The sequence below is a fragment of the Vibrio sp. SCSIO 43155 genome, assembly GCF_023716605.1.
Taxonomy (GTDB): Bacteria; Pseudomonadota; Gammaproteobacteria; order Enterobacterales; family Vibrionaceae; genus Vibrio; species Vibrio harveyi.
Map to the genome: position 1 here is coordinate 24,542 of NZ_CP071852.1, position 26,166 is coordinate 50,707.

14 protein-coding genes, 10 tRNA genes and 3 rRNA genes are annotated in these 26,166 nt (G+C 46.5%); 20 read left to right on the plus strand and 7 right to left on the minus strand.

Going from position 1 to position 26,166, the window contains the following annotated elements; all coding sequences use genetic code 11:
• The first annotated feature begins 4 nt into the window (after positions 1-4).
• From hemG to J4N44_RS00140, 9 genes are all read left to right on the plus strand, one after another.
• Entirely contained in the window at positions 5-532 is a 528-nt protein-coding gene (gene hemG, locus J4N44_RS00100) for a menaquinone-dependent protoporphyrinogen IX dehydrogenase (RefSeq protein ID WP_005451088.1), read from the plus strand.
• 451 nt (positions 533-983) lie between these two features.
• Positions 984-2,533 (plus strand): 16S ribosomal RNA (locus J4N44_RS00105).
• A gap of 89 nt (positions 2,534-2,622) precedes the next feature.
• Positions 2,623-2,698, plus strand: a tRNA-Glu gene (locus J4N44_RS00110).
• Positions 2,699-2,700: 2 nt separating this feature from the next.
• Positions 2,701-2,776, plus strand: a tRNA-Lys gene (locus tag J4N44_RS00115).
• 9 nt (positions 2,777-2,785) lie between these two features.
• Positions 2,786-2,861, plus strand: a tRNA-Ala gene (locus J4N44_RS00120).
• A 35-nt stretch (positions 2,862-2,896) separates the two neighbouring features.
• Positions 2,897-2,972, plus strand: a tRNA-Val gene (locus J4N44_RS00125).
• Between the two features lie 327 nt (positions 2,973-3,299).
• Positions 3,300-6,187: ribosomal RNA gene (locus tag J4N44_RS00130) — 23S ribosomal RNA — on the plus strand.
• A 91-nt stretch (positions 6,188-6,278) separates the two neighbouring features.
• A 5S ribosomal RNA gene (rrf, locus tag J4N44_RS00135) occupies positions 6,279-6,395 on the plus strand.
• The 16S, 23S and 5S rRNA genes sit together here with 5 tRNA genes alongside, the layout of an rRNA operon.
• A gap of 68 nt (positions 6,396-6,463) precedes the next feature.
• Positions 6,464-6,540 (plus strand) — tRNA-Asp (locus J4N44_RS00140).
• 408 nt (positions 6,541-6,948) lie between these two features.
• Here J4N44_RS00140 and ilvY read toward each other — a convergent pair.
• Positions 6,949-7,839: an HTH-type transcriptional activator IlvY gene (gene ilvY, locus J4N44_RS00145; RefSeq protein WP_252044709.1), complete on the minus strand. Its 891-nt coding sequence runs from the start codon at positions 7,837-7,839 to the stop codon at positions 6,949-6,951.
• Positions 7,840-7,981: 142 nt separating this feature from the next.
• Between ilvY and ilvC the strand changes: the two genes are divergently transcribed.
• Positions 7,982-9,466, plus strand: a complete 1,485-nt coding sequence (ilvC, locus tag J4N44_RS00150) for a ketol-acid reductoisomerase (protein ID WP_005446356.1) — start codon at positions 7,982-7,984, stop codon at positions 9,464-9,466.
• A gap of 379 nt (positions 9,467-9,845) precedes the next feature.
• Here the strand turns inward: ilvC and ubiK are convergent, their stop codons facing one another.
• From ubiK to J4N44_RS00170, 4 genes are all read right to left on the minus strand, one after another.
• The gene (gene ubiK / locus J4N44_RS00155; protein WP_005427244.1) at positions 9,846-10,097 is read right to left on the minus strand and encodes a ubiquinone biosynthesis accessory factor UbiK; all 252 of its coding nucleotides are present in this window, start codon (positions 10,095-10,097) and stop codon (positions 9,846-9,848) included.
• Positions 10,098-10,228: 131 nt separating this feature from the next.
• A complete protein-coding gene (gene vmeD / locus J4N44_RS00160) occupies positions 10,229-13,351 on the minus strand; it encodes a multidrug efflux RND transporter permease subunit VmeD (RefSeq protein ID WP_005446354.1) in 3,123 nt (1,040 codons plus the stop codon).
• A gap of 11 nt (positions 13,352-13,362) precedes the next feature.
• On the minus strand, positions 13,363-14,469 hold the full coding sequence (gene vmeC / locus J4N44_RS00165; protein ID WP_005446353.1) for a multidrug efflux RND transporter periplasmic adaptor subunit VmeC: 1,107 nt from the start codon (positions 14,467-14,469) through the stop codon (positions 13,363-13,365).
• Between the two features lie 18 nt (positions 14,470-14,487).
• The gene (locus J4N44_RS00170) at positions 14,488-15,069 is read right to left on the minus strand and encodes a TetR/AcrR family transcriptional regulator (protein WP_005446352.1); all 582 of its coding nucleotides are present in this window, start codon (positions 15,067-15,069) and stop codon (positions 14,488-14,490) included.
• Positions 15,070-15,239: 170 nt separating this feature from the next.
• Between J4N44_RS00170 and rep the strand changes: the two genes are divergently transcribed.
• Complete coding sequence (gene rep / locus J4N44_RS00175) at positions 15,240-17,255, plus strand: DNA helicase Rep (RefSeq protein WP_009703181.1); 2,016 nt, start codon at positions 15,240-15,242, stop codon at positions 17,253-17,255.
• 72 nt (positions 17,256-17,327) lie between these two features.
• Here rep and J4N44_RS00180 read toward each other — a convergent pair whose 3' ends face one another.
• Complete coding sequence (locus J4N44_RS00180; RefSeq protein WP_005446350.1) at positions 17,328-17,741, minus strand: c-type cytochrome; 414 nt, start codon at positions 17,739-17,741, stop codon at positions 17,328-17,330.
• 360 nt (positions 17,742-18,101) lie between these two features.
• On the opposite strand from J4N44_RS00180, the gene J4N44_RS00185 reads away from it, so the two are divergent.
• The 5 genes from J4N44_RS00185 to J4N44_RS00205 all read left to right on the plus strand — a co-directional run bounded on the left by J4N44_RS00185 (position 18,102) and on the right by J4N44_RS00205 (position 18,706).
• Positions 18,102-18,178: transfer RNA gene (locus J4N44_RS00185), tRNA-Arg, on the plus strand.
• Between the two features lie 35 nt (positions 18,179-18,213).
• Positions 18,214-18,289, plus strand: a tRNA-His gene (locus J4N44_RS00190).
• A gap of 76 nt (positions 18,290-18,365) precedes the next feature.
• Positions 18,366-18,442 (plus strand) — tRNA-Pro (locus tag J4N44_RS00195).
• A gap of 47 nt (positions 18,443-18,489) precedes the next feature.
• Positions 18,490-18,565, plus strand: a tRNA-His gene (locus tag J4N44_RS00200).
• A 64-nt stretch (positions 18,566-18,629) separates the two neighbouring features.
• Positions 18,630-18,706, plus strand: a tRNA-Pro gene (locus J4N44_RS00205).
• 467 nt (positions 18,707-19,173) lie between these two features.
• Here J4N44_RS00205 and J4N44_RS00210 read toward each other — a convergent pair.
• The gene (locus J4N44_RS00210) at positions 19,174-19,899 is read right to left on the minus strand and encodes an HAD family hydrolase (RefSeq protein ID WP_047512706.1); all 726 of its coding nucleotides are present in this window, start codon (positions 19,897-19,899) and stop codon (positions 19,174-19,176) included.
• 686 nt (positions 19,900-20,585) lie between these two features.
• Between J4N44_RS00210 and J4N44_RS00215 the strand changes: the two genes are divergently transcribed.
• The 4 genes from J4N44_RS00215 to J4N44_RS00230 all read left to right on the plus strand — a co-directional run bounded on the left by J4N44_RS00215 (position 20,586) and on the right by J4N44_RS00230 (position 26,041).
• On the plus strand, positions 20,586-22,301 hold the full coding sequence (locus J4N44_RS00215; protein ID WP_252044711.1) for an ABC transporter ATP-binding protein: 1,716 nt from the start codon (positions 20,586-20,588) through the stop codon (positions 22,299-22,301).
• A gap of 105 nt (positions 22,302-22,406) precedes the next feature.
• Entirely contained in the window at positions 22,407-23,960 is a 1,554-nt protein-coding gene (locus J4N44_RS00220) for an ABC transporter substrate-binding protein (protein WP_252044713.1), read from the plus strand.
• Positions 23,961-24,104: 144 nt separating this feature from the next.
• Complete coding sequence (locus J4N44_RS00225; protein ID WP_005446342.1) at positions 24,105-25,082, plus strand: ABC transporter permease; 978 nt, start codon at positions 24,105-24,107, stop codon at positions 25,080-25,082.
• Positions 25,083-25,084: 2 nt separating this feature from the next.
• Complete coding sequence (locus J4N44_RS00230) at positions 25,085-26,041, plus strand: ABC transporter permease (RefSeq protein WP_005446340.1); 957 nt, start codon at positions 25,085-25,087, stop codon at positions 26,039-26,041.
• The last annotated feature ends 125 nt before the right edge of the window (positions 26,042-26,166 follow it).

Genomic DNA, 26,166 nt, shown 5'->3' on the forward strand with positions numbered 1-26,166 from the left:
AATTGTGGCAAAAGCATTATTTCTATATTCTTCCCGAGAAGGGCAGACTAAAAAAATTCTCCACTATATAGATGAGCAGCTATTAGAGTTCGATTGCGAGCTGGTGGATTTACATAGTGTAGAGACGATTGATTTCAGCCAATACGACAGAGTATTGATTGGAGCCTCTATTCGTTATGGTCATCTTAATAAGAAGCTGTACCAGTTTATTGAGCGAAACCTCAATCAACTTGAACAAAGTAAAGTGGCATTTTTCTGCGTAAACCTAACTGCTCGCAAAGAAGACCAAGGAAAAGATACGCCAGAGGGTAGCGCTTACATTCGTAAGTTCCTGACCAAGTCGCCTTGGAAACCAATCTTAATTGGTGTTTTTGCTGGTGCTCTTTATTATCCTCGTTATGGTTGGTTCGACAAAACTATGATTAAGTTCATTATGTCGATGACTGGGGGCGAAACCGATACGACCAAAGAAGTGGAATACACCAATTGGGAAAAAGTGGCTCTTTTCGCAGATAAATTCAAAGAACTGTAGAAATAACGTGCTCTTTTGAACGCTTTTGATGCAAATTTATCCGAACGATAAAAAAATCAAAAAAAACGAGAAAAAGGGCTTGCCAATGTGATCGCAATCTCTATAATGCCACCTCGCTGACACGGCAACGCTTCGAAAGAAACGAGGTCAAGTTAGCAAGCCAATTAGCCGAGCGGAAACGCTTGATAAAAAGTTTGAAAAAAGTGATTGACACTAAACTTTAACTCGCTAAAATGGCCATCCGATTTGAGCAAAGCTCAATAGGAAAGCTCTTTAACAATATAGACCTATCAATCTGTGTGGGCACTCGTTGATGATAATCCAATTAGATACTTCGGTATCAAATTAGGTTTCAATGAAACGAAGTGACCATTGAATCGAAAGATTCAGCACAGTCAATTCAAACATTACTTATGTAATGTTCAGTATTCATTGAGCCGAACAAAATCTTAAATTGAAGAGTTTGATCATGGCTCAGATTGAACGCTGGCGGCAGGCCTAACACATGCAAGTCGAGCGGAAACGAGTTATCTGAACCTTCGGGGAACGATAACGGCGTCGAGCGGCGGACGGGTGAGTAATGCCTAGGAAATTGCCCTGATGTGGGGGATAACCATTGGAAACGATGGCTAATACCGCATAATACCTACGGGTCAAAGAGGGGGACCTTCGGGCCTCTCGCGTCAGGATATGCCTAGGTGGGATTAGCTAGTTGGTGAGGTAATGGCTCACCAAGGCGACGATCCCTAGCTGGTCTGAGAGGATGATCAGCCACACTGGAACTGAGACACGGTCCAGACTCCTACGGGAGGCAGCAGTGGGGAATATTGCACAATGGGCGCAAGCCTGATGCAGCCATGCCGCGTGTGTGAAGAAGGCCTTCGGGTTGTAAAGCACTTTCAGTCGTGAGGAAGGTAGTGTAGTTAATAGCTGCATTATTTGACGTTAGCGACAGAAGAAGCACCGGCTAACTCCGTGCCAGCAGCCGCGGTAATACGGAGGGTGCGAGCGTTAATCGGAATTACTGGGCGTAAAGCGCATGCAGGTGGTTTGTTAAGTCAGATGTGAAAGCCCGGGGCTCAACCTCGGAATAGCATTTGAAACTGGCAGACTAGAGTACTGTAGAGGGGGGTAGAATTTCAGGTGTAGCGGTGAAATGCGTAGAGATCTGAAGGAATACCGGTGGCGAAGGCGGCCCCCTGGACAGATACTGACACTCAGATGCGAAAGCGTGGGGAGCAAACAGGATTAGATACCCTGGTAGTCCACGCCGTAAACGATGTCTACTTGGAGGTTGTGGCCTTGAGCCGTGGCTTTCGGAGCTAACGCGTTAAGTAGACCGCCTGGGGAGTACGGTCGCAAGATTAAAACTCAAATGAATTGACGGGGGCCCGCACAAGCGGTGGAGCATGTGGTTTAATTCGATGCAACGCGAAGAACCTTACCTACTCTTGACATCCAGAGAACTTCCAGAGATGGATTGGTGCCTTCGGGAACTCTGAGACAGGTGCTGCATGGCTGTCGTCAGCTCGTGTTGTGAAATGTTGGGTTAAGTCCCGCAACGAGCGCAACCCTTATCCTTGTTTGCCAGCACTTCGGGTGGGAACTCCAGGGAGACTGCCGGTGATAAACCGGAGGAAGGTGGGGACGACGTCAAGTCATCATGGCCCTTACGAGTAGGGCTACACACGTGCTACAATGGCGCATACAGAGGGCGCCAACTTGCGAGAGTGAGCGAATCCCAAAAAGTGCGTCGTAGTCCGGATCGGAGTCTGCAACTCGACTCCGTGAAGTCGGAATCGCTAGTAATCGTGGATCAGAATGCCACGGTGAATACGTTCCCGGGCCTTGTACACACCGCCCGTCACACCATGGGAGTGGGCTGCAAAAGAAGTAGGTAGTTTAACCTTCGGGAGGACGCTTACCACTTTGTGGTTCATGACTGGGGTGAAGTCGTAACAAGGTAGCGCTAGGGGAACCTGGCGCTGGATCACCTCCTTATACGATGATTACTCACGATGAGTGTCCACACAGATTGATACGGTTTATAAAGTAAAGAGAGGAAGAGTTCCCAAACTCTTCAATCCAGTGTCCCGTTCGTCTAGAGGCCTAGGACACCGCCCTTTCACGGCGGTAACAGGGGTTCGACTCCCCTACGGGATACCATTGGGTCGTTAGCTCAGTTGGTAGAGCAGTTGACTTTTAATCAATTGGTCGCAGGTTCGAATCCTGCACGACCCACCATTTCTCGATGGGGCTATAGCTCAGCTGGGAGAGCGCCTGCCTTGCACGCAGGAGGTCTGCGGTTCGATCCCGCATAGCTCCACCATTCGAGACGTCTACCACGAGACGTAAAACTAATGTGGGCGATTAGCTCAGTTGGGAGAGCACCTGCCTTACAAGCAGGGGGTCACTGGTTCGAGCCCGGTATCGCCCACCATCTTTAAGCGCATTCGATGAGTGCTTTTAAAAATGGTTACTTCATTAGAAGTGATTAGCTCTTTAACAATTTGGAAAGCTGACAAAACAAACTTTTAAGTTTGTTTGTAAAGTTCTCAATGTTTGTCTTTATGACAAACACCAATACAACACATTCAAGTGTTCTTGGGAATATCACTTTTAAGTGATTATTCGAAATTGAGTCCGGCAAAATCGAAATGTCTCTCGCTCATTCAAATAATGAGAGACAACTTTGGTGATTTGACCGTTTGTTTTCACTTTTTAAAGTGAAAGTAAATTGGCAACTCGAAACTCCTTCGGGTTGTATGGTTAAGTGACTAAGCGTACACGGTGGATGCCTTGGCAGTCAGAGGCGATGAAGGACGTATTAACTTGCGATAAGCCCAGATTAGGTAGTAAAAACCACTTGAGTCTGGGATTTCCGAATGGGGAAACCCACTTACATAAGTAAGTATCGCTGCGTGAATACATAGCGCAGCGAGGCGAACCGGGGGAACTGAAACATCTAAGTACCCCGAGGAAAAGAAATCAACCGAGATTCCGAAAGTAGCGGCGAGCGAAATTGGACTAGCCCTTAAGCTTTTTATGCGTCAGGTGAAACTTCTGGAAAGTTGTGCGATACAGGGTGATAGCCCCGTAACCGGCAACGCATTTAAAGTGAAATCGAGTAGGGCGGGACACGTGATATCCTGTCTGAATATGGGGGGACCATCCTCCAAGGCTAAATACTACTGACTGACCGATAGTGAACCAGTACCGTGAGGGAAAGGCGAAAAGAACCCCTGTGAGGGGAGTGAAATAGAACCTGAAACCGTGTACGTACAAGCAGTAGGAGCACCTTCGTGGTGTGACTGCGTACCTTTTGTATAATGGGTCAGCGACTTATATTCAGTGGCAAGGTTAACCATCTAGGGGAGCCGTAGGGAAACCGAGTCTTAACTGGGCGTTCAGTCTCTGGATATAGACCCGAAACCAGGTGATCTAGCCATGGGCAGGTTGAAGGTTGAGTAACATCAACTGGAGGACCGAACCGACTAATGTTGAAAAATTAGCGGATGACTTGTGGCTAGGGGTGAAAGGCCAATCAAACCTGGAGATAGCTGGTTCTCCCGAAAGCTATTTAGGTAGCGCCTCGGACGAATACTACTGGGGTAGAGCACTGTTAAGGCTAGGGGGTCATCCCGACTTACCAACCCTTTGCAAACTCCGAATACCAGTAAGTACTATCCGGGAGACACACGGCGGGTGCTAACGTCCGTCGTGGAGAGGGAAACAACCCAGACCGCCAGCTAAGGTCCCAAATTACTACTAAGTGGGAAACGATGTGGGAAGGCTCAGACAGCCAGGATGTTGGCTTAGAAGCAGCCATCATTTAAAGAAAGCGTAATAGCTCACTGGTCGAGTCGGCCTGCGCGGAAGATGTAACGGGGCTAAGTAGTAAACCGAAGCTGCGGCAATGCACTTTAGTGCATTGGGTAGGGGAGCGTTCTGTAAGCGGTTGAAGGTGTGTGGTAACGCATGCTGGACGTATCAGAAGTGCGAATGCTGACATGAGTAACGATAAAGGGGGTGAAAAACCTCCTCGCCGGAAGACCAAGGGTTCCTGTCCAACGTTAATCGGGGCAGGGTAAGTCGACCCCTAAGGCGAGGCCGAAAGGCGTAGTCGATGGGAAACGGGTTAATATTCCCGTACTTCTTACAATTGCGATGGGGGGACGGAGAAGGCTAGGTGGGCCTGGCGACGGTTGTCCAGGTTCAAGTGCGTAGGCTTAAGAGTTAGGTAAATCCGGCTCTTTTTAAGGCTGAGACACGACGTCGAGCTACTACGGTAGTGAAGTCATTGATGCCATGCTTCCAGGAAAAGCCTCTAAGCTTCAGATTGTAAGGAATCGTACCCCAAACCGACACAGGTGGTCGGGTAGAGAATACCAAGGCGCTTGAGAGAACTCGGGTGAAGGAACTAGGCAAAATGGTACCGTAACTTCGGGAGAAGGTACGCTCTCGACGGTGAAGTCCCTCGCGGATGGAGCTATTGAGAGTCGCAGATACCAGGTGGCTGCAACTGTTTATTAAAAACACAGCACTGTGCAAAATCGTAAGATGACGTATACGGTGTGACGCCTGCCCGGTGCCGGAAGGTTAATTGATGGGGTTAGACTTCGGTCGAAGCTCTTGATCGAAGCCCCGGTAAACGGCGGCCGTAACTATAACGGTCCTAAGGTAGCGAAATTCCTTGTCGGGTAAGTTCCGACCTGCACGAATGGCGTAATGATGGCCACGCTGTCTCCACCCGAGACTCAGTGAAATTGAAATCGCTGTGAAGATGCAGTGTACCCGCGGCTAGACGGAAAGACCCCGTGAACCTTTACTACAGCTTGGCACTGAACATTGACCCTACATGTGTAGGATAGGTGGGAGGCTTTGAAGCACGGTCGCTAGATTGTGTGGAGCCGTCCTTGAAATACCACCCTTGTAGTGTTGATGTTCTAACGTTGACCCCTAATCGGGGTTGCGGACAGTGCCTGGTGGGTAGTTTGACTGGGGCGGTCTCCTCCCAAAGCGTAACGGAGGAGCACGAAGGTGGGCTAATCACGGTTGGACATCGTGAGGTTAGTGCAATGGCATAAGCCCGCTTGACTGCGAGAATGACGGTTCGAGCAGGTGCGAAAGCAGGTCATAGTGATCCGGTGGTTCTGAATGGAAGGGCCATCGCTCAACGGATAAAAGGTACTCCGGGGATAACAGGCTGATACCGCCCAAGAGTTCATATCGACGGCGGTGTTTGGCACCTCGATGTCGGCTCATCACATCCTGGGGCTGAAGTCGGTCCCAAGGGTATGGCTGTTCGCCATTTAAAGTGGTACGCGAGCTGGGTTTAGAACGTCGTGAGACAGTTCGGTCCCTATCTGCCGTGGGCGTTGGAAGATTGAAGGGGGCTGCTCCTAGTACGAGAGGACCGGAGTGGACGAACCTCTGGTGTTCGGGTTGTGTCGCCAGACGCATTGCCCGGTAGCTAAGTTCGGAATCGATAACCGCTGAAAGCATCTAAGCGGGAAGCGAGCCCTGAGATGAGTCTTCCCTGATACTTTAAGTATCCTAAAGGGTTGTTCGAGACTAGAACGTTGATAGGCAGGGTGTGTAAGCGTTGTGAGGCGTTGAGCTAACCTGTACTAATTGCCCGTGAGGCTTAACCATACAACACCCAAGGGGTTTTGATGGACTCGATGTAAGAACATTGAATGTGTGTAAGTAGAACTTAAATCAGTTTTCCGAATTAAAGAATTTGCTTGGCGACCATAGCGATTTGGACCCACCTGACTTCCATTCCGAACTCAGAAGTGAAACGAATTAGCGCCGATGGTAGTGTGGGGCTTCCCCATGTGAGAGTAGGACATCGCCAGGCTTTAAATTTATTTTCACTTTTTATGAAAAAGTGAAGACAAAAACTTAGACTTTAGGTCTAACCAGTGCGGAGCGGTAGTTCAGTTGGTTAGAATACCGGCCTGTCACGCCGGGGGTCGCGGGTTCGAGTCCCGTCCGCTCCGCCACTTATTTAGAAACCCAGTCTCCGGACTGGGTTTTGTCGTTTTCGAGCAGGATAATTTTCCTGCCGAGTGCGCAAGTCCAGCTAGGCATCTCTGTAGTTTTGCCACTTATTTAGAGAAACACCCTTTGGATTGGGCTGATATCCTCAGAGCCCAGTGCCTGCAGCATAGCGAACTCTGTGGGATAAAGGTCTTATTTATCTTTTATCATTGGCTATTTTCTCAGCCTTAAAACTCCCTAAACGTAAGTGCTTACTTACTCTCATCGTTTTTCTAGTACTATCTTTGTTATATGAACAGCGACGTTGCGCTCTTTAGTGCTGATCTAGATTTTATGTTCAAAATTAACTGTAACTAAAAAGCCCGTTACTTGTGTAACGGGCTTCGAATACTTATTTGAATGATGTATGCCTACAGGGAGATATATTTACTTTCTGCTACTTCCCATAGTGCTTTAACCAAAGGGTTTTCCAGCTGGCTTCTAATGCAGCAAACACCGAGCTCGAATGGTTTGATAGGCAAAACTTTAAGCCTATTTATCTTCTCTCTTACAGGGCTGTTGTTGATTACCACATCCGGTGCAATACCGACTCCGCAGCCCAAGGCCACCATACTGACAATGGCTTCATGTCCTGCCACCTGTGCGTAGATATTTGGTTTAATCTTCATTTTCTTGAACCAAACATTCGCTCTTTCTCTTGCTGTGCCTGCTTCTGGGAGAATAAAAGGGATCGTTGACCAATCCGGACTTTCTCTCTGCAGTTCTTCTGCAAAGCTGCTGACTCCAACTGGCGCTATCACCGATAGGGGAATCTCACTGATTGGTTCAAAGGAGACTTTAGCTGGCAGTTGGTCTGGCTTAGCAGAGATCGCGATATCAGCCTCATCTGCCAATATTTTATCGATGGCTTGCGCTGGGTCGCCAGTAGAGAGTTTGAATTCGATAAATGGATGCTGAATGCGGAATTCGGAAATAAGCTCTGGGAGGTGGCTATAACTTGCCGTTACCGAGCAAAATAAACGTATCTCCCCTTTTAACTCGTCTTCCGTTCCTTTGACGTAACTTTGGTATTGCTGCCATTCCCCTAAGATCTTTAGTGCAACAGGTAATAGCTTCTTTCCTTGAACCGTTAATTCGACACTTCGGTTATCACGCAAGAACAGCTGTTGATGCGTTTCTTCTTCCAATTTCTGGATCTGCCGGCTTAGTGCAGAAGGGCTGATATGCATTGCCGCCGCTGTCTTAGCGAAGCTCTTACTATCACATAGATGAATGAATAACTGCAGGCTTTTGATGTTCATTAAATCTTCACTTCCATGTTGCATTAATTGCAATAAGTAATTGTGAATATATCACTTTCAGCAACAGAATGTCTGTTTTAGTATGAACTCATTCGGTAACACAAGTACCGACCTCTATGGAAGAATGTTAAGGAGCACCCAGATGGCTAACTATTTCAATACCCTAAACTTGCGTGAGCAATTGGACCAACTTGGTCGTTGTCGCTTTATGGACCGCGAAGAATTCGCATCAGAAGCAGATTACTTAAAAGGTAAGAAAGTGGTCATCGTAGGTTGTGGTGCTCAAGGTCTTAACCAAGGTCTAAACATGCGCGATTCTGGTCTAGACGTAGCTTACGCACTTCGCCAAGCGGCAATTGATGAGCAACGCCAGTCATTCAAAAACGCAAAAGACAACGGCTTTGAAGTGGGTAGCTACGAAACGCTAATTCCACAAGCTGACCTAGTCGTAAACCTTACTCCAGATAAGCAACACACAAACGTTGTTGAGACGGTAATGCCGTTGATGAAAGAAGGCGCAGCACTAGGCTACTCACACGGTTTCAACGTTGTTGAAGAAGGCATGCAAATCCGTAAAGACCTAACGGTAGTAATGGTTGCGCCTAAATGTCCGGGTACGGAAGTCCGTGAAGAATACAAGCGTGGCTTCGGTGTACCGACTCTTATCGCTGTTCATCCAGAGAATGACCCTAAAGGTGAAGGTTGGGATATCGCGAAAGCTTGGGCAGCAGCAACAGGTGGTCACCGTGCCGGCTGTCTAGAGTCTTCTTTTGTTGCTGAGGTGAAATCTGACCTAATGGGTGAGCAAACTATCCTTTGCGGCATGCTACAGGCTGGTTCTATCGTATGTTACGAGAAGATGATTGCTGATGGTATCGATCCAGGCTACGCAGGTAAGCTTCTTCAATACGGTTGGGAAACCATCACTGAAGCACTGAAGTTTGGTGGTATCACTCACATGATGGATCGTCTATCAAACCCAGCAAAAGTAAAAGCATTTGAGCTTTCTGAAGAGCTAAAAGAGCTGATGCGTCCGCTATACAACAAGCACATGGATGACATCATCACAGGTCACTTCTCTAGCACAATGATGGCTGACTGGGCAAACGACGATGCAAACCTACTAGGCTGGCGTGCAGAAACGGGTGAAACTGCTTTCGAAAACTACCCAGAAACTGACGTAGAAATCTCTGAGCAAGAGTACTTCGACAACGGTATCCTGATGGTTGCTATGGTTCGTGCTGGTGTTGAGCTAGCGTTCGAAGCAATGACAGCATCTGGCATTATCGATGAGTCTGCTTACTACGAGTCTCTACACGAGCTACCGCTGATCGCGAACACTATCGCACGTAAGCGTTTATACGAGATGAACGTGGTTATCTCAGACACTGCGGAATACGGTAACTACCTGTTCGCTAACGTAGCAACACCGCTTCTACGTGAGAAGTTTATGCCAGCAGTAAATACTGACGTAATTGGTAAGGGTCTAGGTGAAACTTCTAACCAAGTAGATAACGCGACTCTTATCGCTGTAAATGATGCTATCCGTAACCACCCAGTGGAGTACATTGGTGAAGAGCTACGTGGGTATATGACTGATATGAAGAACATCGCTGTAGGCGGCTAATTACTTGCCTTAAGGTTCCATTTCGGTGTCGAAGGTGCTCATTTACTATCGTAAACTCCGCGCCTTCTCCTAGAAATGAAACCTTAATTCAGCGCAATTCGTTTAAGGGACTAAAGCTCTTAGCTTCGAATATACAGTCTGCGTAATTGCATTAAAGCAAAGCAGATAAGAACTCCAGACAGACTGGGGTCAATAAATACAACATAAAACACAACATCTAATTAAAAGGCTTGGTCGCCGTTGACCAAGCCTTTTTTGTTTTTATAAAGGTGAATTTTGTCCTTAAGAAGGCAAAATAGAAGCGAACCCCCGAATCCCAATAAACAAAAAGGGCTGATGTTCTCACATCAACCCTTATAATTTTCTTGTCGCTTTTAGCTTATTTATCAGCTAGCTTTTCTTCAAGCTCTGCCAATTTCTTTTCCATTTCTGTCAGCTTTTGACGAGTACGCAGCAGAACTTGAGTTTGTACGTCGAATTCTTCGCGGCTAACTACGTCTAGCTTGTTTAGCTGACCTTGGATTACTTGGCGAACTTTTTGATCAACATCCGCGCCTAGTTCTTTTACTGGCTGTGGCATTGATTCGTGAATTTGTTTAGCGATTTGCTCTAATTTCTTTGGGTCAAACATAGTGGCTAAAACTCCTTTTGATTTGCCCACATTCTATGTAAATGATACGGGAAAGTCGCCATTTAGATGGTAAAAAAGAGAGCAGCAATAAAAAAGGTCACCGAAGTGACCTTTTTCTCAGTGCTTTACGCTTACTTATTATCAGCTAATTCGCGATGAGCAGCTTTTGCTTCATCCACTCGAGCTAGCTTTTCTAAGTCTTTGTCTTCAACAAATACTGGCAGTGGCTTATGTTTCTCAGCTAGGTAGCTGTAAATCACAGGCAGTACGAATAGCGTAAACAGTGTACCGATTGCTAGACCGGCAACGATTACGATACCGATACTGAAACGCTGAGCTGCACCTGCGCCTGTTGCGTACATCAGTGGGATCAGACCTGCAATCATCGCCGCTGTTGTCATCAGGATTGGACGTAGACGAACTTTCGCCGCTTCCATTACCGCATCGATACGAGACAGTTTGTTGTGTAACTGCTCTTCTTTCGCTACTTCACAGATCAGGATACCGTGCTTGGTGATCAGACCAACTAGAGTAATCAAACCAACCTGCGAGTAGATGTTCATCGATGCCGTACCCCACGCCAGAGCAATCAATGCACCACATACCGCTAGCGGCACCGATACCATGATTACGATTGGATCGCGGATAGATTCAAACTGAATCGCCAGTACTAGGAATATGATCGCCAGTGCTAAACCGAATGTTGCGTATAGTGCGCTACCTTCCGTTACAAACTGACGAGCTTCACCCATATAGTCATGGTTGTAGCCTGATGGCAGTTTGTTTTGTGCTACGTCTTCGAACCAGTTGATCGCATCACCCATTGCTACGCCTGGAGCAGGTACTGCACCAACCGTTGCTGAGTTTAGCTGGTTGAAGTGAGGCAGTGAGCGAGGCTCTGCAACAACATCAATCGTGATTAAACTTCCTAATGGTACCGCTTTACCGTCAACCGAACGCACGTAGTAGTTCTTCATCGACTCTGGGTTTAGACGCCATTTACGTTCAACCTGAGGGATAACCTCGTATGAACGACCATTTAGGTCGATACGGTTTACGTAACCGTCCGCCATCATAGTACTTAGCGTTACACCGATGTCTTGCATGGTCACACCGTAGGCACCGGCTTTGTCTTTGTCGATGCTGATCTTCATCGTTGCTGAATCGTAATTTAGATCCAGATCCGAGTAGACGAACATTGGACTGGTAGACACATCAGCTAGGATATCGCTTGCGATAGTAAACAAGCTCTCGAAGCTGTTTGGTGTGGTGATAACGAACTGAATTGGCAGACCTGAACCGGCACCAGGAAGCTCTGGCATCTGGAATGCGGTAACTGACATACCTGGTACGTGAGCGACTAGTTCACCTACACGTTTGGTAATATCAGCTTGGCTCGCTTCACGCTCACTCCAAGGTTTAAGAGTTGCTAGACCGAACGCTTGGTTTGAGTTTGGTACACCGTTAAACACCTGAGCGTATTCTACTTCTGGCTGATCAGACAGAATCTTGTTCACGTCATTCATGGTGTGTTCGATGTAGTCCAAGTTCGCGTTCGAAGGTGCTGTACCCATTAGTACCACTACGCCTTTATCTTCTGAAGGAGCCAATTCACTTGGAATAAACTTAAACAGAATTGGTAGCGTTGCGAACACGATGATCGCGAAAGCAATGATCACTGGGCGATGCGCCATAACAGCGGTCAGCATTTTCTCGTAGCGGTTGGTCATGCCATCCAATACGTGATGTACTTTTTGCTCAAACTTGCTTGGCTCTTCATTTGCCTTAAGCATTTTTGAACACATCATCGGCGACAGAGTCAGAGCGATGATACCAGACACAAATACCGCGCCAGCTAGGGTTAATGCGAACTCTTTAAATAGCGAGCCCGTGATACCGCCCATTAGTGCGATCGGCGCGTATACCGCACCTAGTGTCAGTGTCATTGCAATTACTGGCACAGCGATTTCACGAGTACCAATGATAGCTGCACGGAACGGCGATTCCCCTTCTTTGATGTGACGGTCGACGTTCTCAAGAACCACGATCGCGTCATCCACCACCAGACCGATGGCGAGTACCATTGCCAGAAGTGTCATCAAGTTCCACGAGAAGCCCATCGCCTGCATTACCATCGCAACACCAATCAATGATAGTGGGATAGTAACGATAGGGATGATTACCGCACGGAATGAACCAAGGAACAGAGTGATTACCACAAGTACGATAACTGCCGCTTCAAGAATGGTTTTCACAACTTCGTGAATAGATTCGTTGATGGCGATAGTTGAGTCGTACATCACGTTCATTTTGATGTTGCTTGGCAAGTTACGCTCTAATTGAGGTAAAAGTTTCAGCACATCTGCCGCGATGTTGATTGGGTTAGCACTTGGTGCCGCGTTGATCGCTGCAACTACAGCCTCTTGACCGTTCGCACTTGCGCGGTAAACGTCGTGGCTCTTCTCTAAGGTCACTTTCGCAATGTCGCCAAGACGAATGACGTCACCTTCACCAGTTTTAACAACCAGCGCTTCGAGTTCAGCAACGTTGGATACTTGAGTATCTGCGCTACCGTTGTAAAGTACGAATTCACCTGTCGCCTGACCGGTTGCCGACTGATAGTTGTTGGCGTTTAGTACCGTCATCACGTCGGTTGCTGTCAGCTTAAGTGCGCCCATTTTCGCTGGATCTAGCCATACGCGTAGCGCGTATTTCATACCACCGTATAGGTCAACTTTCGATACACCATTTACCGTAAATAGCTGCGGGTTGATTACACGCTCAAGATAGTCGGTGATCTGGCTAGAAGACAACTCGTCACTGGTGAAACCGATGTACAGTACCGCGGTAGTCGAGCCAGTCGACATCGTTACTGTTGGGTCTTCCGCTTCTTTTGGAAGCTGTGAGCGAACGGAGTTGGTTTTTGCCAGAATGTCAGACAGCGCCGCATTCGGGTCGGTGTTCAACTTCATGTTTACGGTAATGGTAGATGTACCAAGCACCGAGGATGAAGTCATATAGTCGATATTATCGGCTTGCGCTACCGCTTGCTCCAAAGGCTGGGTAATAAAGCCTTGGATCAGGTCGGCACTCGCACCGTAATAACTGGTGGTTACAGTAACCACCGTGTTTGTCATTTCAGGGTATTCACGAACTTGCATCTTGAATACGGCTTGCAAACCAAGCAACGCAATCAAAAAGCTGATCGATACCGCTAAAACTGGACGTTTAATAAAAACATCAGTAAAGCGCATGATGCCTCCAATTAAAGCATTGGTGTTTCAGCAGGTGGTGTCAGTGCTGCATCTTCAACGATAGTCACTTTCGCGTGGTTACTTAGACGGATTTGACCCGATGTGACCACGACGTCACCTGGTTTCACGCCTTCTAGGATATGCGCGATGTCTTTAGTACGCTCACCCACTTTCACAACGTGCTGTTTAACGCGTTTTTCACCGTCTTCTTCAGTCACGATGTAGACGTTGTCGCCGTAAAGCGTAAACGTGATAGCCGTTTGTGGCAGCGTTACTTGGTTCTCTAGCTTAGGCAGAATGATGTTTGCACGCGCAAACATACCGCTGCGAAGTTTGCCATCGCTGTTAGGAATGTCGGCTTGAACTTGGATCAGACCACTTTGAACGTTAACTGCTGGTTCAATCGCTGAGATAGAACCTTTGAAAGGCTTATCAGGGTAAGCATCAACAAAGATGTCCACTTCTTGGTCTAGCATGATGCGAGAGATGTCCGTTTGAGGAACAGTGAAACGTAGACGCATCACGCTAGTGTCTTCAAGACGAACGATATCGGTACCTGCTTGTAGGTACTGACCAAGATAAACATTACGAATACCAACCACGCCAGCAAAAGGCGCTTTGATTTCACGGCGGTCAATGGTCGCTTTCAAGCTTTCGATGTCCGCTTTAAGTGAGAAGTAGTTTGCTTCAGCTTCGTCGTACGCTTCTTTAGAGATAGAGCCTTTTTTGAAAAGACCTTGGTAGCGTTTGTACTTAGCTTGAGCTGCTGGCAGTTTTGCTTGTGAGCTCTTAAGGTTTGCTTTTTCTACCTCAGAGTCCAGAAGAACCAAAGGTTGGCCTTCTTCAACTTGAGTACCAGAGTCGAAAGAGATCTTATCGATCACGCCGCTGGTTTCGTTCGCAACAGTGACACCTTGGTTAGGTTCAATGAAGCCGATTGCCTCGATAACAGGAACCCAATCAACCGCTTTTACTTCTGTTACGGTTACTGGGAATTCTGGTTCCGGACGATTCGCCATGTATTCAGCAATTTTCTGTTGCTTGAATAAATTGAATCCTATCACGCTCCCGAATAGGAGAATCGCGATAAGCAACATAAAGAAAGTCCACTTTTTCATTCTATTAAGAACTCCAAGTTAGTGTTTAATAATTGCATCCCAGCTAGCTTCAACGGCTGCTTCCAGCGCGTCTTCATCCAACTGATAAAATCCCAAAGCATGTTTTCTAGCAAGCGCAACACTAGCTTCGAAACTCAACCCTGAAAGAATCTCGTTATCTAGGAGTTTGAATACCCCTTCCGCCTTACCTTGATCGAAAAGACGATCTACTTGGGCAAACATTTGCCTTTCAAGTTCCCGAGTTCCTTTACGATTTGTACAAGGTAGTGATTCATATTGGACACGGTTGCTTAAGGTGTCTAAATTTGAACCAGCAAGGTGCCAAATATTGAGCCACATGGTGCGGTAACGCTCTTTCAGAGGCATATCGTCATGAACATCCGCTTGAACGGCGTCCGCAATACGTTTGGTAACAGTAAGGCGAACCTCTTCCAAAAGATGTTCTTTATCTGAGAAATATCGGTAAATCGTGCCCGCTGCGACACCTGCTTCAGTTGCGAGCTTTTGCATGGAAAGACCATGAAAGCCCGACTCAGCGATTAAGCGTTCGGCAGCTGCAATGATTTGCTCGTATTTATCTCCAGTAGTGTTATTGGTCATAACCCCACCACCCAATGAATGAACGTTCATTCATTATAGCGTAAAGAGTGGTCGCTTATGCAACAAAATGTTGCAACTCTCTGTGTAAAAATTACGTGAAAATGACCGTAGCTTTCACACACTCACCCCTTTATCATAGGCGCCACTATTTCCACCCGCAGAGAATTTTTATGAAGCTGAACCCAAGACAAGACGAAGCCGTTAAGTACGTATCAGGCCCATGCTTGGTACTTGCGGGTGCTGGCTCGGGTAAAACTCGTGTAATTACCAATAAAATTGCTTATTTGGTTCAGCAGTGTGGCTACAAGGCGCGTAATATTGCTGCGGTGACCTTTACCAACAAAGCTGCACGTGAGATGAAAGAGCGTGTAGGGCAGACATTAGGCAAAGCTGAATCGAAAGGCTTGATGGTCTCGACGTTCCATACTTTGGGGCTAAACATCATCAAGCGCGAGTACAAGCACCTTGGTTTGAAAGCGGGCTTTTCTTTATTTGATGATCAAGATCAGCTAGCGCTGCTTAAAGAGCTGACAGAAAAGCAGCTAGATGGCGACAAAGATCTGCTGCGTCAGTTGCTAAGTTGTATTTCCAACTGGAAGAACGACATGCTGACACCAGAGCAAGCCAAAGCGTTGGCTCAAGGTGAGCAACAACAACTGTTTGCTTTCTGTTTTGAGATGTATCAGAAGCAAATGAAGGCGTACAACGCGCTCGACTTTGATGACCTGATTTCTCTGCCAGTGCAATTGCTACGTAACAATGAAGAAGTGCGTCAACGTTGGCAGAACCGCATTCGTTACTTATTGGTGGATGAGTATCAAGACACCAACACCAGTCAATACGATTTGGTGAAGTTAATCGTTGGTGAGCGCGGTCGTTTGACCGTAGTAGGTGACGATGACCAGTCTATTTATTCATGGCGTGGTGCTAAGCCGCAAAACTTAGTATTGCTTGGTGAAGATTACCCAAATTTGCGCTTGATTAAGTTGGAGCAGAATTACCGCTCAACCAGTCGTATTCTTCGTGCGGCAAACATCTTGATTGCGAACAACCCACACGTATATGAAAAATCACTGTTCTCGGAAATTCCTGACGGTGAAAAACTCAAAGTGTTGCTGGCGAAGAACGAAGAGCACGAAGCGGAGCGCGTAACGGGTGAATTGATTGCGCACAAGTTCCTAAACCGCACCGAATATAAAGATTATGCGATTTTGTATCGTGGTAACCACCAATCGCGTTTGATTGAAAAATCACTGATGCAAAACCGCGTGCCATACAAACTATCTGGCGGCACATCGTTCTTTGCTCGTGCCGAGATTAAAGACATCATGGCTTACCTGCGCGTGTTGGTGAACCCAGATGATGACAACGCGTTCCTACGTATCGTGAATACACCGCGTCGTGAAATCGGTCCGGTCACACTAGAGAAGTTAGGCAGCTATGCCAACATGCGTGGTAAAAGTCTGTTTGAAGTCAGCTTTGAAATGGGATTGGAGCAGCACCTTACAGGCCGAGGTTTGGAAAACCTGCGTCGTTTTACACAGTGGTTAGTTGCGATTGCCGATCAAGCCGAGCGTGGTGATACCGTTGAAGCGGTACGTTCACTTGTACGTGATATTCACTATGAAGACTGGCTGTATGAAACGTCAGCAAGTCCGAAAGCGGCGGAAATGCGCATGAAGAACGTTTCTGATCTTTACTCGTGGATTGTTGCTGACTTAGAAGGTGATAACTACGACCAAGAAGAAAAGACGTTAAAAGAGGTGGTTCAGCGTCTTACTCTGCGCGACATGATGGAACGTGGTGAGGAAGATGAAGACAGTGATGCGGTGCAATTGATGACACTACATGCGTCGAAAGGCCTCGAGTTCCCATTTGTTTACTTGATTGGTTCGGAAGAGGGTATTTTGCCACACCAAACCAGTATTGATGAAGACAACGTCGAAGAAGAACGTCGATTGATGTACGTAGGTATTACGCGTGCACAGCGCGAGCTGACTTTTACCATGTGTAAAGAGCGCCGACAGTTTGGTGAATTGATCAAGCCGACTCAAAGTCGTTTTCTCGATGAGCTGCCATTTGATGACGTTGAATGGGAAGCAAACAAAAAGCCAGTATCAGCGGAAGAGCGTATGGCGAAAGGTCAGGCACATATTGCCAATATCCGTGCAATGTTTAAAAAGTAGTCACGGACGGTTCTAATTTGTCAAAAATAAAAAGGCTTGCCACGCGGCAAGCCTTTTTCATTGATGTCTTTATTATAGACCTTCAATCATGTGGTCGATGGCTGCGATGATTTCGTCATCAGAACAGTCCATACACGTACCTTTAGCTGGCATCGCGTTGAAGCCTTGGATTGCGTGGTTGGTCAGTACGTCTTTGCCTTGTGCAATACGAGGTGCCCAATCGCCAGCATCACCAGTTTTTGGTGCACCGTTCACGCCAGATGAGTGACAAGCAATACAGAAGGTACCGTAAACTGCCGCGCCATCACGTGGACCAGTTGGTTCTGCTTTTACTGGTTCCGCACCTGCAAGGTAAACATCACCGACAGGTTTGATGCGTTCTGCGATCGCATCGTATTCAGTTTGGCTGATGTCAGAAGCTAAAGCTGCCGTAGAGAAAGTTAAGGCAGCGAACAAAACGCTAATCATTCGTCGAGACATATCCATTAAACCCACTTCACATTCCGAGGTAAGTGACTTACCTATTTATATAGTTAGAGTATTTAGAGCTGTTGGATAAAGTTTTAGGTGATTGCTTCTATAGTGAGCAAAAAACCTTATCTAACAGTCTAGAGTGATTGAACAACCAAGTTGCAGCTGTTAAATCAATGTAAATAATGGGTGATTATATCCCGATAACTTGTTGCAATAAACAACAAGTTATCCATGACAGGGCGTGAATCACATCAAAAATTCACTTTAAAGGCAGATAACTGTCGAAAAAGAGACCAAACGAGAAAAAAAGTAAAAAAAGTACTAGACGGCATAGTGTGATATCCGTATTATTCCTCTCCGCCGATGGGGCATGCGCCCGTAGCTCAGTTGGATAGAGCGTTGGCCTCCGGAGCCAAAGGTCGAAGGTTCGAATCCTTTCGGGCGTGCCATTCCGGAATACAAATTAAAGGCACGAACAATAGTGGTGGCTATAGCTCAGTTGGTAGAGCCCTGGATTGTGATTCCGGTGGTCGCGAGTTCGAATCTCGTTAGCCACCCCATTATTTCGGTAACTCATTAAATTAGTGAAGTTTCCAGTTTTGATTCAAATATCCCAAGAGTCGAAACAAAATTCGTCGGTGAATAGCGCAGCTTGGTAGCGCATCTGGTTTGGGACCAGAGGGTCGGGGGTTCGAATCCCTCTTCACCGACCACTATTTAGTTTATGGCTATAATAGAGCGGTAAACAGCAAAATTGATGGTGGCTATAGCTCAGTTGGTAGAGCCCTGGATTGTGATTCCGGTGGTCGCGAGTTCGAATCTCGTTAGCCACCCCATTAATTTAGGTGACTTCTTAGTTGAAGTATCCTGTCTGATTTGAGAGAATCAGGAAATACAGTTCGGTGAATAGCGCAGCTTGGTAGCGCATCTGGTTTGGGACCAGAGGGTCGGGGGTTCGAATCCCTCTTCACCGACCACTATTTAAAGCCTCAGTCGAAAGACTGGGGCTTTTTTACATTTGAAATTTAGAATGTTGGAACCTGAGGGACATGGGCTGGAACGCCAGTCCGCAGGGAGCCCTGCCGCGTCGAATTTCTTCACCGACCACTATTAGAAAGCCTGCTTTTTAGCAGGCTTTCGTCGTTTTAGAGCTTATGATCTCGCTTGGACTAGATGAGTCGGCAATATTTCAATGGATTTGAACCCATATGGGGTTCGCCTGAAGTTAGAATATGGCTCTTCATCGACCAATATTTAAAGCCTCAGTCGAAAGACTAGGGCTTTTTTGCATTTCTCACCCTAAAAAATCTGCATTCCGTTTCAATATCAGTAAACATGTACAGCTCTGGAAGGTTTTGGTCACCTATGATCTAAATGCGATTCGAGCTGATAAAAGAAACCCCAGCACGTTGGCTGGGGTTTTGTGTTTCTTGAATTAAGCGCTTTACTGAGCGAGCGTTTTTAGGATTTCATTCAGCTCAACCGTCTCTCGCACTTGATAGTTGGGTTTGATATCGGTTGTATTTTCCGTACCTGTTGCGTTTACCCACACGCTCAGAATACCCATATTGTTGGCACCCGCAATGTCTGCTGGTAGAGAGTCGCCAATATGAATCACCTCTTCTGGCTTTGCATCCACAAGGTTGAGTGCTTTGCGGAAAATGCTGGCTGCTGGCTTCTCTTCTGGCTCTTCCCCACCGACGATAATGTGATCAACCCATTCGCTCATTTGTGTTGCTTTGAGTTTTGGGTGCTGTGAGAAGATTGGACCGTTAGTGATCACCACTAATTTGTAGTGTTGACGTAGCTCGGTCAGCATCTCTTTTACGCCAGGGAAGAAGTCAAAAGCCCCCATGCGAGCCGAGTCAAAATAGCTCTGCGCCTGTTGAGCCTTTTCTGTATCAATCTCTATACTTTGCTCTGCCAAGATGGCCTGAATTAAACCGCAGCGGAAGGCATTTTCATCTGGCAGTAGAGCAATAAGTTGAGGAAATTCGTTATTGAGCTTTTTGTATACGCCTTGCAAGTAGCGCTGAACAAAAGCAGTTGAATCGGCGACTTGCGGGTAATTTTGAGCAATCCAAGCAGCAAATTCTTGTCCTGCCACTTTATCGGCTTGAGATGTGCCGCATAACGTTTCGTCCATATCAAAAAATATCGCTTTAAGCACAGGGGCTCCTTCATTCACTACTCGATGTTGGAGCTTGATTATCGCTGATCTCACTCAAAATGACAGTGGAAAGCGTAAAACTGATGGCTGAACTTCTCTTTTCCCCCACCAAAGCTCCCAGTTCGGAGAGTGTTTTAAATCTATAGAAAGTTAGCTTAATCACAAAATCGCATAACAGACGCATAACTTGGGGTAGGTGACAGATTTCATTTGTTTTGCTGAACTGCTCACGTTTTCGCCTCTGTTTACTAGAGTGAATTTTGGCTTTTTATGTATGCAGACTATTTTGTTAGTAACATTTTATGTCGAAATATCCCAATAGGAACGGAATATTGTTTGGTTAATGTTAATAATGACGCGTGAATAATAGGGATACTATCAATAGTGACTTTATGCGTAATTTTAGAGCATTTTTCTGTTTTTATTGGTGCGTATCGCACAAAAATGGGGTGTTATGAAAATGGTTAAATACTTGTTAATGCATTTCTATTCGCTCATTGTGCGTGTAAATAATGTTTTTTCGGCGGAATATACTTTAATTGTTGCTTTTTTGTGTAATTTTTGCCAAATTGTCTCCGCATTAAGATTTCAGAGTATTATTCTGAATTTGAACGGATTCATTCAGGTGATGAATGGCGCTTTTATTGCGCGATTCGATACCACAGACAAGGCAGTAGAGGTCTGAAATGTCACTATTAGAGGTGAAAAACCTTCGTATTGAATATCCATCCCGTCACGGTGTCCATGCGGCCGTGAAATCGCTTTCTTTTCATATCGATCGTGGCGAAATTGTGGGTGTTGTTGGCGAATCAGGTGCGGGTAAATCCACCGTTGGTAACGCCGTTATTGATTTGCTTAGTCCTCCGGGACGTGTTGCTAGTGGCGACGTGTACCTTGATGGGGAGAAAATTTCTGGTTTAACACCGGAAGCGATGCGTAAGGTTCGCGGCTCTAAGATTGGCTTTATCTTCCAAGATCCAATGACCTCACTTAACCCTCTATTTACGGTTGAGCAGCAATTGAAAGAGACCATTCACGCCAACATGAAGGTGTCGGATGAAGAGGCGTATCAACGTGCGCTTTCTCTAATGCAGCAGGTTGGCATTCCTCAACCTGAAAACCGTCTTAAGCAGTATCCGCATCAATTTTCTGGCGGTATGCGTCAGCGTGTGGTTATTGCTATCGCTTTGGCTGGTGAGCCAGACCTGATCATTGCCGATGAGCCAACGACAGCGCTCGATGTATCTATTCAAGACCAAATCCTAAACCTTATCCGCGAACTGTGTATCAAGAACAACGTAGGTTGTATGTTGGTTACGCACGACATGGGCGTGGTTTCAAACGTGACTGACCGTGTGGCGGTTATGTACCGTGGCGATTTGGTGGAGTTTGGTCCTACAGCTAAGGTATTGGGCGACCCTGATCACCCATATACGCGCAGCTTGATTTCTGCCGTTCCGCGTTCTGATGTAAAGCTCGATCGTTTCCCATTGGTGAGCTACATCGAAGAAGCGACAGAGTTACAAGAGCTAGACATTAAGAATCACTGGTTGGGTCAAAGCCAAGACCAACGTGAGTACACAGGTCCTTTATTGGATGTGAGGAACGTTAACCTGCGTTTTGTAACCAAAGATTCATTGTTTGAAAGCCGCCGTGAATACGTGCAAGCATCAAACAATGTTAGCTTTGAAGTGCATGAAGGTGAGACGTTTGGTTTGGTGGGTGAATCTGGTTCAGGTAAATCGACCATCGCACGTGTGATTGCTGGTTTGTATGAACCAAACTCAGGTCAAGTAAGCTTTGAAGGCATTGACCTGACGGCGCTTAAATCGGAAAAAGCACGCCGCCCATTGCGTCGTCAGATGCAGATGGTTTTCCAAAACCCATATACCTCAATGAACCCGCGAATGAAGATTTTTGACATCATCGCGGAGCCAATTCGTTTCCATAAGCTAACGAAAAATGAAGCGGAAACGCGCCAGATTGTGAATGACCTACTTGATCACGTAGGTTTAGGCAAAATGGCAGGTGTGAAATACCCTCATGAATTCTCCGGTGGTCAGCGTCAGCGTATCTCAATTGCGCGTGCGCTGGCGACCCGCCCTCGATTACTGATTTGTGATGAACCAACATCTGCGTTGGATGTATCGGTACAGGCACAAATTCTAAACTTGCTGAAAGATCTGCAAAGTGAACTGAATCTCACCATGCTGTTTATTAGTCACGACTTACCGGTTATTCGTCAGATGTGTGACCGAGTAGGTGTGATGCAGATGGGTACGCTACTGGAAGTGGCTCCGACAGAGCAATTGTTTACTGCTCCTCAGCATGAATACAGTAAGAAACTGATTTCTCTGATGCCTGAATTCACAGGTTTGAGAGAAGAAATCAAAACGGCATAAACCAAGTTTTTCGCTTGGCTGACCATCAAGGTCAACAAACCTTAGTCATAACAAAGACGCAAACACAACAAGGGATTCGAATTCCCGCATGAAGGAGTTATGCAAATGAAAACCATGAAAAGCAAGTTAGCAGTGGCGCTAATGGCAGCAGGTCTAAGCTTTAACGCATTGGCAGCAGATATCAAAGTTGGCTATGCAGCTGACCCAGTATCTCTAGACCCGCACGAGCAGCTATCAGGTGGTACGCTGCAAATGTCACACATGGTATTTGACCCTCTAGTTCGTTTCACACAGGACATGGACTTTGAACCTCGCCTAGCGGAAAGCTGGGAGCGTATCAATGATACGACGGTTCGTTTCAAACTTCGCCAAGGCGTTAAGTTCCACTCAGGCAACGACATGACAGCGGATGACGTTGTGTGGACTTTCGAACGTCTACAAAGCTCTCCAGACTTCAAAGCTATCTTTGACCCGTACGAAAAAATCGTGAAAGTGGATGATTACACGGTTGATCTAGTGACTAAAGGGCCTTACCCGCTAGTGCTACAAACAGCAACGTACATCTTCCCAATGGACAGTAAGTTCTACACGGGTAAAACCGAAGATGGTAAAGACAAGTCTGAGCTAGTGAAGCATGGTAACTCATTTGCATCAACACACGTTTCTGGTACTGGTCCGTTTATCGTGACGGCTCGTGAGCAGGGCGTAAAAGTAGAATTCGAACGTTTCAAAGATTACTGGGATAAAGAGTCGAAAGGTAACGTAGACAAACTGACGTTACTTCCGATCAAAGAAGACGCGACTCGTGTTGCAGCACTGCTTTCTGGCGGTGTTGATATGATCCACCCAGTAGCGCCAAACGATCACAAACGTGTGAAAGACGCAAAAGGTATCGATCTAGTAACACTACCTGGTACGCGTATCATCACGTTCCAAATGAACCAAAGCAGCAACGAAGCACTGAAAGACGTTCGCGTGCGCCAAGCGATTGTTCACGCAATCAATAACGAAGGCATCGTGAAAAAAATCATGAAAGGCTTCGCAACAGCTGCAGGTCAGCAAAGCCCGGCAGGCTACGTTGGTCATGATGACAAGCTGGTTCCTCGCTACGATCTTAAGAAAGCAAAACAGCTGATGAAAGAAGCGGGTTACGAGAATGGCTTTACGCTAACGATGATTGCACCAAACAACCGCTATGTGAACGATGCGAAAGTGGCACAAGCGGCGGCGGCAATGCTGTCTAAGATCGGCATCAAGGTTGACCTGAAGACTATGCCTAAAGCGCAATACTGGCCTGAGTTCGACAAGTGTGCGGCAGACATGTTGATGATCGGTTGGCACTCAGATACTGAAGATTCAGCAAACTTCAACGAGTTCCTAACCATGACACGTAACGAAGAGACAGGTCGTGGTCAGTACAACTGTGGTCATTACTCTAACCCAGAAATGGACAAAGTGGTTGAAGCGGCAAACGTAGAAACGGATCCAGCTAAACGTGCAGAAATGCTGAAAGGCGTTGAAGCAACGTTGTACAACGACGCTGCATTCGTACCGCTACACTGGCAAAGTGAAGCCTGGGGCGCGAAGTCTAACGTGAAAGCTGCAGACATCGTTAACCCAATGGTAATGCCTTACTTCGGTGACCTAGTGGTTGAATAATCACGGTTAGTCGATGTTGAGGAGGGATGGATGTCCCTCCTCAACTCTACGTACTCGGCTCAGTTTTGTTTCAGTCGGACTGAGTTGTTTTTAGACTGAATTTTCTCTCTGAATAGAGATCTATGGATAGTTAAGGGGCAAGGAATGTTTTCGTTTCTGGTCAAGCGCCTGTTTCAGGCACTGATAGTGATGTTTGTGATCAGTTTGGTGGCGTTTGCCATTCAGGATAACCTGGGTGACCCGCTACGTGAGCTTGTAGGTCAGTCGGTTTCAGAAGCGGAGCGTCAAGCGCTGCGTGACGAACTGGGCCTGAACGATCCCTTTATCACAAAGTACACTCGCTTTGTGAGCAATGCGCTACAAGGTGATTTAGGTACGTCTTACTTCTTCAAGCGACCTGCAGTTGAGGTCATCCTCGATAAGCTGGTGGCTACATTAGAGCTCGTGTTTGGTGCGACGCTCATTATCATTGTTTTCTCTATACCGCTTGGGGTGTATTCAGCGATACATCCGAAGAGTATTTTTACAAAATTCGTTATGGCGATGAGTAGTGTCGGCATCTCGATTCCGGTGTTCTTAACCGCAATCATGTTGATGTACGTCTTCTCCATAGAACTCGGTTGGCTACCTTCCTTTGGACGGGGTGAAACGTCTAATATACTCGGATGGGAGTCTGGCTTCTTTACCATCGATGGTATTAAGCACCTGATCCTGCCGTGTATTGCACTCGCATCTATCATGCTGCCGTTGTTCATCCGTTTGGTGCGTTCAGAAATGCTGGAAGTACTGAGCTCTGAGTACATTAAGTTCGCCAAAGCGAAAGGCTTGAACTTACAAAAGATTTATTACCAACATGCACTTAAAAACACCATGCTACCTGTATTGACGGTCGGTGGTGTGCAAATTGGTACCATGGTGGCATACACCATTCTGACAGAAACCGTGTTCCAATGGCCGGGTACTGGCTTTCTTTTCCTAGAGGCAATCAACCGTGTAGATACACCGTTGATCACTGCCTACGTTATCTTTGTTGGTCTGATCTTCGTGGTAACTAATACCATCGTTGACTTGCTGTACGGCATCATCAACCCAACTGTGAACCTAACTGGAAAAGGAGCTTAATCATGAGCCAATCAAATGTAACACCAGCTCCTGCTGCCGCACCGTCAGCCTGGCAGCGTTTCAAAGAGTCGGACTTCTTGTATTACTTCAAGCGCGACAAAGTTGCGATGGCAAGTTTTACCGTCTTCATGATGTTTTTAGTCTTGGCTGTAGCAGCACCGATTCTAGCTCCAACTGACCCATACGATTTGACGTCTATCGACATCATGGACTCAGAGCTACCTCCATCTTGGATGGAAGATGGCGATGAGCGTTTCGTATTGGGCACTGATGAGCAAGGTCGTGATATTTTGTCGACCATTCTTTACGGCTCTCGTTTATCTTTGACGATCGGCTTCCTCGCGGTTGGTCTTCAGCTTATGCTGGGTATCATCATTGGTTTGTCAGCAGGTTACTTTGGTGGTCGTATTGATAGTTTCTTGATGCGTTTTGCTGACGTTCAGCTGTCGTTCTCGACCATGATGGTTGCGATCATCGTGTCAGCTATCTTTAAAGCCAGCTTTGGCAGTGATTTTTACAGCCAATACGCGGTAGTCATGCTTGTCGTGATTATTGGTGTGGCGGAGTGGCCGCAATATGCACGTACCATTCGTGCTTCAGTACTGGCTGAGAAGAAGAAAGAATACGTAGAAGCGGCACGAGTGATGGGCTTTAAAGCACCGCGAATCATGTTCCGTCATATTCTTCCGAACTGCCTATCACCAATCTTGGTTATCTCGACGGTACAGGTAGCAAACGCAATCATGTCAGAAGCGGCATTGTCATTCCTTGGTCTAGGTTTGCCTGTAGACCAGCCATCATTGGGTGCACTAATCAGTATTGGTTTTAACTACATCTTCTCTGGTGCGTGGTGGATTACCGCCTTCCCAGGTATCGTGCTAGTGACATTGGTACTGGTGATTAACCTACTGGGTGACTGGTTACGTGACGTGTTCAACCCGAAAATCTACAAGGGTTAATGACGCGATAAAATCGACGTATTATTTGCCTATTTAATAAATTTCTTTCTAAACTGAGAGCCGGATGCAATTCCGGCTCTTTTTTTGCTTATCACTTTTTATGCATGTTTTATTGACGCTCTGTC